Raw genomic sequence first — 14,519 nt, forward strand, 5'->3', positions numbered from 1 at the left:
TTTTAGCCCAGAAAGAGCGATCAAAAAAAGCTCCGGTTTTCCACAGATTTTCCACAGGGGAATTCTTGCTATTATTTCTTAGCGTACAAAAAAACTATTCCTGCTATGAAATTTACCAGTAGTCAAAGCGAACTCAACAGCAATTTATCCCTAGTTAGTCGGGCCGTTGCCAGTCGTCCTACCCATCCGGTTTTGGGCAATGTTCTCTTTTGTGCCGATGAGGAAAAGGGCGAAATTAGCCTGACTGCTTTTGATTTGAGTTTAGGGATTCGCACCAGTTTTCGGGCCGAGGTGGTGGAAGGGGGCAAAATTACCCTGCCGGCAAAATTGCTTAACGATATTGTCTCTCGTTTGGGAGAGGGGGAAATCACTATCTCTGTGGAAGAAAACGAGAATGATGAGGAGCATAGTCTCGCTTTCCTGAAAACTGCCTCGGCACAGTTCCAAATTCGCGGCATGAAGGCCGATGAGTTCCCAGAATTGCCCACGGTGGCCGATGGGGAAATTGTTAATTTACCTATAGTTGCCTTGACAGAGGGACTAAAAGGTGCATTGTTTGCCGCTAGTGGCGATGAAACTAAACAGGTGTTGACGGGGGTACATTTAACTAAAACCGTCGATTGTCTAGAATTTGCCGCTACAGACGGTCATCGTTTAGCGGTGGTACAAACTCCCCTAGAGGAGGTAGAAAGTGCCTCTGGTGGCTTTAATGTCACCATTCCGGCCCGGGCCCTGCGAGAATTGGAAAGAATGATGGCAACAAAACAAAATATCGAGACTATTACTCTGCACGTGGATGATTCTCAAGTCATCTTTGAAATGGGGGAACAGAGGTTAACCAGTCGTAAGTTAGAAGGGGCCTATCCCACTTATAATCAGTTAATTCCTAAATCCTTCGAGCGCTCTTTGGTTTTAGACCGCAAACAATTAATCCGTTGTTTGGAATTAGTGGCGGTTTTATCGGACCAAAAGAATAACTTAGTCAAGTTTAGTCTCGATAGCGAAAATGACCGTTTATCCCTAGCGGTGGAATCTCCTGATTTAGGTAGCGCCAAAGAGTCCATGGCGGCGGAAATTCAGGGAGAAAGCGGCGATATTGCCTTTAATGTTAAATATTTGATGGACGGTTTGAAGGCTTTACCTAATAATGATATCCAAATGAAGTTAAATGCTAGTACCCAACCGGTTATTTTTACCCCCTTGGGAGGTTTAAAGATGACCTATTTGGTGATGCCGGTACAAATTCGTCAGTAATTCTGACTTAATCGGAATTGTGGGATCTGTTTTTAACCTATCCCAAGCACTGGATTGTAAGTAGCTGGTTATAATTAAATTGAAGATAGATTTTGGGTTCGATCCCCCCTTAATCCCCCCTTGATAAGGGGGGTGTCGATCCCCCCTTAATCCTAGGGCTAATTCATTCTCCGAATCTAATTCTTTTTTTTGCTACCTTTAATCGCTTACGAGGTAAGTTAGGGAGCAGGGGAGTACCGGTTTTTGCTCTCATAGTAGGTTGATTCATGAATCAACCTACAAAGCACGACGTTTTGACAAATTTTCAGCTATGTATTTCCGAGAAATCGACTAAAAACGTTACCAGATAAGGAGTTGAGAGAATGACATAAGAGAGAATGAATCAGCCCTACATCTGGGGGGTGACTAGCGATTTCTAGCTTAACCTGCGTTCGGGATAACGCTATAGAAGGGACTGTTAGAAAACCTTGGCCAATTCTAGATTCTCAACTCCTTGATTAATAGCCAATCGCTAACAAGAAGTCCCCCCTATCTATGGACTGGGTTTTACATCAATCTGCTTAAACCGAACTCAGTTTAATTTAGGCTTTTCTGCCGAAAACAAAAGATAATCATCAAACGCCATAAACCAACCCCGATTGCTTGACCAAGCTTCAAGTCCAGGGTTATCTTTCTGGAGATCGATAACTAAATCATGCTTACTAATTCCTTGGCTAATCTGGGCAAAATAATGAACCATTGCCGGCCAAACATATTCACTAATAGATAAAGCTTGGATATTAACAAATCCATGCTTTTTGAGTTTTTCCACATAAGTATGTCGGTCGTATTGATTAGCAAAGGGAATACACATTTTCTTACTATTAACCCGCAGCCAGAAGTTAATTTCTCGACCCACTCTAGGCAAACAATCCGCTATAGCCAACCTTCCACCGGGCTGCAAAACTCGAAAAGCTTCCGCGAAAAAATCCTCACGAGTGTCAAAATGAAAAGCACATTCTAAAGCGGTCAACTTATCAAAAGAATTCTCAGGAAAAGGTATTTGAGTAGCCGAGCCGACTTGAAGTTTTATCCTGTCCGATAAACCTGCTTTAGCTACTCTTTCTTGAGCAATTTCTACTTGTAACTCGGTTGTATTTAGACCGATAATTGAGCCAACATTGTTTTCTCTTACCCAGAGTAAATCCTGTTCAGCAAAACCGAAACCCACATCCAAAAGGTGATCTCCGGCTTTAAGTTCGGCTACTTCGGCTAATTTACGCGCTAAAGCGGCACAAGCTCCGTTATAAGTTGTTTCTTCTTGCCAATAACCAAAATTAAGCCATTGGGGAAAATTAGGATCATGAAGATGAGGATCGCGTTTCGCTATATTAGTATACAGTTCAGAAACTTGAAACTGATCTTGCAAAAACGCCATTTCTCGAACCGGATTAAGGATAAATTGTTTGATGGTTGCCCAGCGATTACGCCATTCATCTTTGAGGGGAATTTTGCCGATGTTTTCCAAATTATTATCCTCCTAAGGATTTTGCAGAAATATTGCCATTTTTAATTAACCGAATCCCTGAGATTCTCTAGATGCTTTAAAAAAGATTCCACACCTCCGGATTAATCATATAAGGAGGCTTCTCTCCCTGAAGCACTTGTAATATTTGATTCGCCGCCGAAACAGCAGCCGCTAGACTCGCTTCAGGGGTTACTCCGGCTAAATGAGGTGAGAGAATGACATTCTCAAAATTATATAAAGGATTATCTAAAGCCGGCGGTTCTGGTTCAAAGACATCGAGGGCGCATCCAGCTATCAATTTTTGATTAAGGGCGATCCCTAAATCCTTTTCACAAACGACTTTTCCCCGGGAGGTATTAATTAAAAAAGCTGTTGGTTTCATCTTTTTAAAAACTGAGATATTAAACATTTCCCGCGTTTCACTTGTTAGTTCAGTATGCAAAGAAACAAAGTCCGATTCAGCCAGAAGAACATCTAAATCTTTGACCAAAGTTGCTCCTACTGTCTCCGCTTTGCTGGCTGGAACATAGGGATCATAAGCTAATACTCTCATCCCCAGTGCTAGGTTACATTTGTGAGCCACCAGAGTACCAATTCTTCCTAAACCTACAATACCAAGGGTCTTGTTTTCGAGTTGAATCGGTTGCATCTGATTGCGAATTAAATAGTTACCCTTTTTCACACAATGATCTAAAAAAGGGAGCTTTTTAGCAAGGGCTAAAATCATAGATAAGGTGTGTTCTGCTACAGCTGTAGTTGACATTCCGGGATTATTAACAACGATAACCCCCTGTTCTGTTGCTGCCATAATATCAATAGAATCTGTGCCAAATCCAGAGGTACTAATTACTTTTAATTGTTTTGCTAATCGGATTGATGAAGCCTCTAACTTATTAGGATAACGCACAAATACGCCAGATACTTCTTGAATGGCCTCATTAATTTTATCCAGTGTAGGGTTGGACAAAATCTCTATATTAGTAGATTCTTCAAGAAGTTTTTGCCCCGCTTCATCATACATTTTTCCGATTAAAAGAACCCTGTGTTTTTGAATATCCATAGTCAGAGTTTTTGGTGAAGTAGTAGTCATCGTAATTTTTCCTAAATTGAGTTTTAGCAATGAAACAGTTACAGAGATTTTGAGGCTCGATAATCATCTATGGAAACAAGTCGCCAACTAGAATCCTCTAAAAGTTCTAAGACCCATTGATGATACTTAAATAAACTTTCTCGATGACCTACGCTAATAAAAGTTGTCTGTGCTTTTTGTAACTGGTGATATAAGGTTTGTTCGTTGTTCAAATCTAAAGCACTTGTGGCTTCATCTAAGATTACATAGCGGGGATGGGTTACTAACAATCGTGCAAAAGCAAGGCGTTGTTGTTCTCCTAAAGATAATATATTTTCCCAGGGAACTTCCGCATCAAAGCCATGAACTTTTGTGGCTATATTTTGAAGATTAACTTGTTGTAAAACGGATTCAAGTTCTCCATCGGTCATTTCACGGGTTGTTTTAGGATAAAGTAACTGTTCTCTTAGAGTTCCTAAAATAATATAAGGACGTTGAGGTAAAAAGAGAAATTCTTCTAAGGGAGGTCGTTTTAAACAACCAGTTCCTGCATTCCATAAGCCAGCAATAGCTCTTAATAGAGAACTTTTACCTCGTCCACTCGGTCCGACAATTAATAAACCTTCGCCTGGTTCGATAGATAGGGATAAATGTTGAACAATTACCTTTTCATAATCCGGTGTTTGTAAAGTAACATCCTCAAACTCGATCTCATTTTGTTCAAGGGTTTTAATGGTACTAGCATCCTTGGGTTGTCGGTCCATTTCTTCTAAGGCCGACGAAAATTCAGATAGACGCTCAACATAACTGGAAAATCTGCCCAAAGAACCAAATTCAAGGATTAACTCAGAAAAACCATTAGCAAACATACTGCAAGCAATAATAGCCTGATTAACTTGTCCGAAATCAATTTCCCCCCGAATATAGGCCGGAGCGAAGACGACAAAGGGAAATATTTGAATAACTGAGCGATAACTTCGACTAAAAATGTCTTGATTTTTCTCCCAATCAATCTTACTGAGAGAATTTCTGACGAGATTATTAAATCGACGTTGAATGATTTTCAACTCTTGATTTTCGCCTTGAAAAAAGGCAATAGATTCAGCATGATTCCGAACATGAGTTAAAGTGTAGGTGTAATTAGCTTTGGATTCCAGTTCTTCTTGACTAATCTTATCTAATTCTCGACTTAAAGAAACAGCAATTAGGTTGCCGACAATTGTATAAGCCACTAGAATCAAGGCGGCTAGTCGGGAAATTGAGAAAAGAATTACTAAAAAAGTAGTCATTTCTAAGACTTTTTCTAATAAAATAGCTCCAAAATTAACAGCATTTCTAGCAATGGGTTCTATTTCTTGGGCTATCCTTTGATCCGGATTATCCACATCGGATCTAAAATTAATTTTGTAATAAGCGCGATGGCTCAAATATTGGGTAACAACCTGCTGATTTAGCCATTCATACCAATCCAGAATAATTCTTTTTTTAACAAATTTAGAAAATGCAGTAAACAGGGTAATTAAAAGTAATCCTAAGCCATAAAGTAATAAACTTGTCATAAACTTAGAGGCATTTTTATCTTGAATAATGACATCAACCAAATAGCGATTAACGAAGCTATTAACTGCATTAGAGGCCACCAGTCCAACAATTACTAAAACAAGGAGAAACAGCATTCCCCATGAACTTATTACCTCTGAAAATGTCCTTCCTTTAGGATCGGTTGGATACCAGTAAGGAGCGGCAATCAATTTCAGATTGTCAAAAAATTGATGAGAACTTTTTACGGTTTCTTGTTGAAAAAATGGAGTTTGCATAGTTTGAATATAGGGTAACTTTTAGGAAATGCCTTGAATTTTTTTTAACTTCAAGCTTTCTAACTTCAAGGCTTAGGATTATTTAATCTCCTAAAAAAGCCTCCAAATCAGTAAGTTCTTGTAAGATTAAATCCTCACTAATCTCCTGCTGAACTTCAGTGAAGTTAATCATCTTCTCGGCTGTTTTTTGAACTTTTTCACCGAAAATACGGTCAAACAGATAATCAACTAAGCGTCTAATATTAGGAAAGTCAAAGACTAAAGAAGTGGGTAAGAGAACTTCTAATCCTTTCTCTAAACGATTTTTCAATTCAATAGAGGATAAGGAATCAATCCCCATTTCTATCAATCCTTGTTCTGAATCTGGCATAGATTTAATCCCTAAAATAATTCTGACTTGTTTGCTAACATATTCTAACAAATATTCCCGACGTTCTCCTAAAGGAATATCCTCTAAAAGATGCAGTACAGAGTATGATTCTTGAACAGACTTAATGGGAATTTCTGAGAGTCCTAAATTTTTTAGGAGTGGTTTCTCGCCTTTAAATTGATAGATATTTTTGAAACGAACCCAATCCACATCAGCGATTAAAACTTGTGTTTGATTAGAAGCCATAATAGCATCCATCACCCTCAAGGCCATATCGGGAGCAATTTCCCTGATGCCAATCTGTTTGAGCCAGTCCTCATAGTCTTGAGACACTATACCATGACCCGCCAATAATGCCCAATTTAAAGTCGTTGCAGGAAGTTGTTGAAGATGACGGAAATGAGCCAAAGCATCCAGCCAATGACTAACAGTATCATATAAGCCTTGTTCCTTTGCCCCCCAAATTGCACCCGCCGAAGAAAACAGCACAAAATAGTCTAATTGAGTACCCAAAGATAGTTGATGTAAATTCCAAGAACCCTTAACTTTTGCCTGAAAAACTGCTTCGAGATCCTGCAAAGTACAGTCTTTTAATTGAGCTTGTCGGCCTGAGATTCCGGCAAGATGGAAAATGCCACGCAAGGGATAAGCGGTTTTTTCAATCTGGGTAAATATGGCCTGCATAGCCTCAAAATTGCCAACGTCTGCCGAAATAACTTCGATTGATGCTCCTTTTTCCTCTAATTTTCTGATTTTTTCTGATATTTGGGCTAATTCGGTTGCTGAATCCCACAGGAAGCGAGCCGGTAATGAGCGGCGTGTCGTTAAAATGAGATGTTTTGCTCCTAAATTGACTAAATGTTCCGCCAATTCTAAGCCTAGATGTCCTATTCCTCCCGTAATTAGGTAGGTAGCCTCAGGTTGAATCTTAACGGTTGTTGTCTCTAGAGACTTGAGAGGAAGCAGACGAGCAATATAGCCTTGACCTTTGCGGAAGACCAAATGATCCTCATCGTGAGCATGAGTTAATCCTAATAGTAATGCGGTAATATTTTGATTAATATCAACGTCGGGATCAAGATCCAGCATACCTCCCCATAATTGCGGATTTTCTAGGGCAATAACACGCCCCATTGCCCAAAGAGGAGACTGAAACCCTAAAGAAGGCTGTTCTAATTCAAAGGGTTGGGCCCCCTGAGTGACAAGGAATAATTGAGGAGGATTAGGGATTTTTTGAATAGCTTTGAGAAGATTTAAAAGATAGTTACAGCGATTCAATAAAATGGATTCTGGTTGCTCTTTGCCATCACTATTCAAAAGATAAATGATCCGATCTGGAGATGGATTTGACGCAAACCATTCCTCTAATTGTTGTAGTTGATTAGCATTCAAACAAGACTCAGAAGATGATATTTGTGTATTTTTCTGCCCTTGATAAATTATCCGACAGGAATCACACTTTTTCAGTAGTTGCTCTTGAATCCCTAAGGGAAAAGTATCTTGTTCTGGGTCAATATCAGTAAAAATTAGCCAGTTTTTAGCGGTGTTAGGGGAGATTTCTGAACTTTGAGCCAGAATAATACTTTGCTGAAATAAAACACTACCTATTTTTTGATCAGGAGAAACAAATTCTACCTGAGAAAAACCCGATTTAAGCAGAATAGATTCCCAAGTCGATGCTGTAATTATAGGATGATTTGGGCGCAAATGATAATCGCTAAAACGCCACCAACCTTGAGTGACACCAAAGATTAAATCAATCCAGGAAGATTGCTGAGTTAATTCCAACAGTAATAAATGACCGCCTGGACGTAGTAAACTTTGAATATGAGGCAAGGTTTCCTCTTGTAAATTGGCGGTAGAGTGTAAGACATTAGCTGCGATAATCAAGTCATAAGAATGACTGCAAAACCCTTGTAATTTCGGAGCTTTTTCAATATCGAGTACTTTGTATTCTAGTCCAGAAAATTCAGCTAAATTATCTCTAGCTTTCTCTAGAAAGAAGGGGGAAACATCAGTGAATGTGTAGGTAATTTGACGAGACTTACAAGCTTTAAGAACCTGTTGGGTTGTAGCTCCAGTTCCCGCGCCAATTTCGAGAATGCGGAGGGAGGCTGAGGGAGCATAACTTGAGAGGAGAAGTTCAACGGTTTTAGAGATACCCAGATTGAGAATTTTTGCCGAAGATGTATTTTTATAAAACTCGCTGGCTCCTCCTTGTCCATCTTGAGAAAATAGGATAGATAAAGGAGATATTTTTCCCGTAATAATGGCCGCTAAATTTGTGGCAACTTGTCGAAATAGATTGAGTTCTATTTGAGCATTAGGATAATGATTGATTAAATCCTCTACCGCTAAATCAGGATTAGAGTGTTCGGGTTCTTTAACAATTTTCCATAGGGTATTTTGCTTTTCTAAAATGCCGACTTTCGCTAATATTTCTAGAAGATGATTCCAGAAAGATTTATATTCTTGTTTGAGTTCAGCTTGACTAAAACTTTGATCAGGATCAAGAAAGGTATTCATTTGAAAGAGTTCTAAATCTTGCAGAGCTTTAACAACAAAGTCAGCTGCCAGTTTTTCCATTTCGGAAAAAGCGCGAGAAACTCCCATCAATTCTGAGGAGTGTAATTGGGGTTCTAAGTAAACCTCTAAATCAGTTTTAAGGGGGGTCAAATTTTGTAGCTTACCGTTGGCTAAATCCCAGGGAAGCCAAGCTACTTGATAAAGTAATTTGGCAAAATTAAATTCCTCTTTTTCCTGATAATAGAGTTTAATCAACTGTTGAACAATTGCGGATATTGTTGGTTTTTCATCTTCAGAATAATGACCTGTTTCTAAGAGGGTTTGCATCAAAGTATTTTTGTCCTTTTCAGATAACATTTTGACTAGATTAGATTCCTGTGGAACAGTTGCAGATGGGGTTTTTAAAGGAATCCAGTGTTGACGTTTTTGAAAGGGATAAGTAGGTAAAGCACATCGTCTAGGATGATAGTCTTGATCAAAACTAAACCAGTCTATCTTTGCACCGCGAACATAAAGTTTGCCCAGACTTTCTAATAAAACTTGCCAATCAGAAAATCCTGAGCGTAAACTGGGTAGAGTTAGAGGTTCAGATGAAGATAGGGATGATTGAATAATTCCTGAGAGAATAGGTTGAGGTCCAATTTCAATAAAGGTATCACATCCGAGAGATTGTAGGAATAAAGCCCCTTGATGAAATTGTACCGTATTTAGTAAATGTTGAAGCCAATACTGAGGAGTCATAATGCTGTCATCAGCAATTTCTCCTGTTAGGTTAGAGACCAGAGAAATTTGAGGTTGACTGAAAGAAATCTCTTGAAGAATCGTTTTAAATTCTGCAACCATTGGCTCTACTAAAGGGGAGTGAAAAGCATGGGAAACTTTGAGTTGACGAACTTTCACCCCAGCATTAGTGAAATGGTTACAGAGTTTTTGAATTACGCTTTTTTCTCCAGAAATAACGGTATGTTGTTCCGCGTTAATGGCAGCAATAGCGATTTTTATGCCTTGGCTTTGGCACTGCTCAATAACTGAGTTCTTATCGAGAAAAATAGCGGCCATTTCCCCTTGATTTTGGGGTAATTGCACCATCAAGTTGCCTCGATGGGTGACCAGTTTTAAGCCACTTTCAAGATCAAAAACGCCAGCAAAACAAGCAGCAGAATATTCTCCTAAACTATGCCCTAAAATGGCGGCTGGTTGAATTCCCCAAGAATGCCATAATTGAGCGAGAGCAACTTCAATCAGAAATAGTGCCGGTTGGGTATAAGCGGTTTGGTTTAAGGCGTCATCTGTATCGGCAAATACAACGTTTAGCAGGGATTTACCCGTTAGTTTTTGATAGTAGTTTTCCCCTGCGTCTAAAGTTTTTCTAAAGGTGGGTTGAGTCTGATAGAGTTGATGAGCCATCCCTGCATATTGAGAACCTTGTCCTGTAAATAAAAAGGCAATTTTAGGCGGTCTTTTTTCATCAACTATACCATGAATAGTTGACTGATAATCTAGTTGCTTGAACTGACGTAATTGTTCAAGCAAATCACTGTTTTTATAGCCAGTTAAGGCTAAACGATTCGAGAAATGAACTCGGCCTGTATTTGCCGTAAATACTACATCAGACATATCCTTTTCAGGTTGACTTTCTAAAAAGTCTATGTAGCGACTTACTAACTCTTTTAAAGCTGGTTCGGTTCGAGCGGAAAGGGTGAGCAAATGATAGGGACGTTTGCTCTGATTGTCTTGAGGAATAATGGGAGGAGCTTCTTCTAGAATAACATGAGCATTAACCCCGCCAATACCTAAAGAGTTTACCCCTGCCCGTCGGGGTAATTTTTCGTCCTTGTCTTGCTTAGTAGTCCAAGAAATAGCTTCATTATTAATATAAAAAGGAGTCTGAGAAAAATTAATTTGAGGGTTAGGATTTTGGAAATGTAATGTAGGCGGAATAACTCTATATTTGAGGGCTAAAGTCGCTTTAATTAAACCAGCAATACCGGAAGCAATCTGCATATGTCCGATATTGGTTTTTACTGAACCTAAAGCACATTCTCCCTCATTTGCACCCTGATAAACTTTAGCTAAAGCATCAACTTCAATGGGATCTCCAAGGGGGGTTCCTGTGCCATGAGCTTCCACAAAACTAATTGTATTAGCATCAACACCGGCAAAGGCTAGGGCTTCCGTAGCGGCAGCAATTTGACCCTCTCCACCAGGCGCAGTAAATCCTAATTTTTGGCCACCATCATTATTAATAGCAGAGCCTCTAATAACTGCATAAATATGGTCATGATCGGCTAAAGCATCTGACAATCTTTTGAGCAGAATTACTCCTACTCCACTGCCAAAAATAGTCCCTTTTGCTTCAGCATCAAAGGCGCGACAATGACCATCAGGAGACATGATCAGTCCTTCTTGATATAAGTAACCAATTTTTTGAGGAGAATTAATTGAAGCAGCTCCAGCTAGAGCCATGTCACTTTCTCCACTAATTAGACTCTGACAAGCGAGATGAACTACAACTAATCCAGTAGAGCAAGCAGTTTGAACATTAACGCTTGGTCCCTGTAAGTTTAGTTTATAAGAAATTCGCGTTGTTAAATAGTCTTTGTCATTAGCTACCATTGTTTGAAACCCTCCCGTTGAATCTAGTGTGAAGGGTTGTAACTCGTCATTACTATCTAATTGAACCCGATTAGGATAACAATTATTGATCAAATAGGTGTTCATACTTGCGCCAGCAAATATACCAATTGATCCTTGATAAGTACTAGGATTATAACCGGCGTTTTCTAAACATTCCCAACTACATTCAAGAAGTAAACGTTGCTGAGGGTCTAGTAATTCTGCCTCTCTATCTGTATAGCCAAAAAATTCGCTGTCAAAGTATTCAACTTGATCGAGAATTGGTCTAGCTCTAACATAATTAGGCTGATTAAAGAGTTCTGGAGACACTCCCGACTCTTGTAATTCTTCTTCCGAAAAGAAAGAGATAGTTTCGATTCCATTTTTTAAATTTTCCCAGAAGGTTGTTAAATTTTTAGCCCCTGGGAATTGCCCCGCCATACCAATAATTGCAATGTCATGGGTTTCATTATGGCGACGGATCCGATTTTCGGCACGTTGACGGCTTTTTTGTGCTATAACTTGAGTGGTATTTGATTCTTCGCTTAAGCAACGGGCTAGGGTGGCAACGGTAGGATTTTTAAACATTTCAGCAAGGGATAGCTGACGGTTAAAAAGTTTTTCAAGTTCATTTTGAACTCGGATTAAGTGTATAGAATGTCCCCCTAGTTCAAAGAAGTTATCCTCTAAACCAACTGAGGTTAACTGTAAAACTTCACTCCAAACTGCTGCTATTTGACGTTCATTTTCTGATTGAGGTAAGGTTTGATTTTTCTGACGCTCTTTTGCTAAATATTGATCTATTTCTTGGATACGGCTGCTAAATAATCCCTGTTCAAAATCCTTTTTTAATTTAGATTTTTGAACTTTGCCAATAGAGGTTTTAGGAACTAAATTTCTTTCTAAGGGAATGACATAAGCTGGAGCAATTCCGAATTTTTGGGTCAAATGACTGCGAATTTTTCTAACAACTTTTATCCAGTGTTCAAATTGATCAGATTCTGGGCTAAAAGTAATAATTAATAAGTCAGTTTCTCGACTTTGATCAAAGACGGCAAAGGCGGCTGTATAAGATACTTTAACCCCTTCTAATTCTTCGATTGTTGTTTCAAGTTCATGGGCAAAGTAATTAACACCATTAATTATAATTTCTTGTTTTTCTCGCCCAGTAATAAAGAGTTCGCCCTTAAATAAATACCCCAAATCTCCCGTAGTAAACCACCCTTCTTGAAAAACTTCCTGGTTGAGTTCAGTATTATTGTAATATCCTTTAGTAACAGAATTACCTTGAATTTGAAGCTTTCCAATTTCTCTTTCAGGTAAAGGATTATTTTCCTGATCGACTATCCGGATAGTTGCTCCAGGAATCGGCTTTCCTAGAGAGACAAAACTATTTTCTTCGGTGAGTTCATTTTTACTTAAACCGGCTGACCAAGTAATCCCAGAACAGGATTCAGTCATGCCAAAAGCTGGTTTAATCGCTCTCTCCCGTAGTTGATGTTTTTCAAGAATTTCTAAGAATAGGCGAATCGTTTTTACTGAAACTTGCTCGCCAGCATTCACTAAAAATTTCATTGAGGAGAGGTTATAAGAGGCGTGCTTAAGTTCTTCTGCCTGTTGATTAATTAAGGAAAATGCAAAGTTAGGGGACCAAGAAATGCTTACTTGATGCTTTTGAATGAGTTCTAACCATTGGAGGGGTTGGCGTAGGACTAATTCCATCGGAACGTGAATTTGATGACAAGCCAAATCTACCGCCATAATTCCTAAAAATACGATAGCTCCTACATGATCTAAGGGCATCCAATTAAGGGTAACTTCTTGTTGGGTAAAGTGGTTCATTGCCACTGTACCAGCAGTCATGGACAGAATATTATGATGAGTTAATATTACTCCCTTGGGCATACCTGTACTACCCGAAGTAAAGAGTAATAAGGCTGGAGCTTGTGGATCAAGAATCGGCAATTGATGGACTTTAGAGGTGGCTTTTCTGAGTTCATTAACTGAGATAACTTGCCACCCTTCTAGATGAGAGGAAGTTCCTAATTTTTCAATTTCAGTAATTAGTTCACTATCGGATAATATCAAAGGATTGTCTAAAATTTTCCAAACATTCTCTAGTTTTTTGACGGCAGAATTTTCCAGATCATAGCTAGGAGCAACGGTCAAAGGAACTGGAATAATTCCCCCTAAAAAACAAGCCCAGAGTGCGGGAATAAAGTCTTGATTTTTGGCAATTTGTAGAATGACTTTATGCCCTAATTTTATTCCTTGTTGTTCCAGTCCATTTAAAATAACGAGAGCATCTTGATATAAGTCTTGATAACTCTGAAAATATTCAGTTGCGTCATTTTTGATATAAGTAATTCCATGATTATTATGTTTAGTGGCAGTTTCTAAGACTTCTGACAGAGTCCGCCAATTATCTTCCAATTGTCCTCCAAAACTGATTGAATGCTTAGACACTTTTTTTACACCTCTTAATCAAAAATAGAACCAATCTCGAAAACCCTATGAATCAGTATATCGCTACGCGCAAGTTAAAAGTCAGAAGTGGCCAATTCAAGTTTGAATTGTACCTCCTAGGGCTGCGATGGTCAAGGGCTTTTTGGGGTTGAAGGTTGATGGCAGTCGGTCCCTCGGTCTACCTGAGCTTGTTTGATGATTAACTGAGAAAAGTTTTGAGCGATGGTACTTAAAGGATCGATCGCTTTAATGGAGTCAATTCCTTTGAGTTTGAGAGATTTTGTTAAGAGATGAAATTCGGTACACCCAGAAATATAGGAGCGAGTGTTATATTTCTCTAATAATGCTTCTATATCCCTAAGAATACTTAACGGATCGTGTCCTCTTTTTAGCACTTTATAGATCATTTCATGAATCAACTTTTGATCGCTTTCTGAGAGAGAAATAATCAGATCTGCGGTGGTACAGCCTTCCTGAAATAATTTTTTCTGGTAAGTCCCTGTACTAGCAAGTAAAAGGGTAGGTTCATTATATTCTTGGAGTTCTTGATCCGCTATTTTAATTAAGGAAAGAAGTTTATCCTTCAGATTTTCGGAGATCTGAGGTAGAGCATAATGAGCCGTACAACAGCCAATGACTATGCAATCAGCCAGTTTATTGAGATGTTCCAGATTGACTTGGATAAAATCAATAAATTCTCTTTCTTTTCCACTATCAATAGAACCTGTGCGATCGGGTGCAGAGGGAAGAGAAAAAACGATGACATTAGGGGATTCTTGTTCCTTATCAATAAAAGGATTATATTCATAAATCGACTTAAGAAATTCGGCGGTAACCACTGGGCCCATACCCCCTAAAACGCCAAGAATCGGTAGTTTTGTCTTCATTAAAATC

6 protein-coding genes are annotated in these 14,519 nt (G+C 38.9%); 1 reads left to right on the forward strand and 5 read right to left on the reverse strand.

Annotated elements, in window-relative coordinates; translation table 11 throughout:
• The first annotated feature begins 105 nt into the window (after positions 1 to 105).
• Positions 106 to 1,254, forward strand: a complete 1,149-nt coding sequence (dnaN, locus tag H6G48_RS20405; protein WP_190723004.1) for a DNA polymerase III subunit beta — start codon at positions 106 to 108, stop codon at positions 1,252 to 1,254.
• 571 nt (positions 1,255 to 1,825) lie between these two features.
• Here the strand turns inward: dnaN and H6G48_RS20410 are convergent.
• From H6G48_RS20410 to H6G48_RS20430, 5 genes are all read right to left on the reverse strand, one after another.
• A complete protein-coding gene (locus H6G48_RS20410; protein WP_190723005.1) occupies positions 1,826 to 2,761 on the reverse strand; it encodes a class I SAM-dependent methyltransferase in 936 nt (311 codons plus the stop codon).
• Positions 2,762 to 2,837: 76 nt separating this feature from the next.
• Complete coding sequence (locus tag H6G48_RS20415) at positions 2,838 to 3,851, reverse strand: hydroxyacid dehydrogenase (protein WP_079210277.1); 1,014 nt, start codon at positions 3,849 to 3,851, stop codon at positions 2,838 to 2,840.
• 38 nt (positions 3,852 to 3,889) lie between these two features.
• On the reverse strand, positions 3,890 to 5,647 hold the full coding sequence (locus H6G48_RS20420) for an ABC transporter ATP-binding protein/permease (RefSeq protein ID WP_190723006.1): 1,758 nt from the start codon (positions 5,645 to 5,647) through the stop codon (positions 3,890 to 3,892).
• Positions 5,648 to 5,729: 82 nt separating this feature from the next.
• Entirely contained in the window at positions 5,730 to 13,625 is a 7,896-nt protein-coding gene (locus H6G48_RS20425; RefSeq protein WP_190723007.1) for a type I polyketide synthase, read from the reverse strand.
• Positions 13,626 to 13,756: 131 nt separating this feature from the next.
• Positions 13,757 to 14,512: an aspartate/glutamate racemase family protein gene (locus H6G48_RS20430; protein WP_190723008.1), complete on the reverse strand. Its 756-nt coding sequence runs from the start codon at positions 14,510 to 14,512 to the stop codon at positions 13,757 to 13,759.
• Positions 14,513 to 14,519 lie beyond the last annotated feature (7 nt).

The sequence above is a fragment of the Microcystis flos-aquae FACHB-1344 genome, from assembly GCF_014698375.1.
Classification (GTDB): domain Bacteria; phylum Cyanobacteriota; class Cyanobacteriia; order Cyanobacteriales; family Microcystaceae; genus Microcystis; species Microcystis aeruginosa.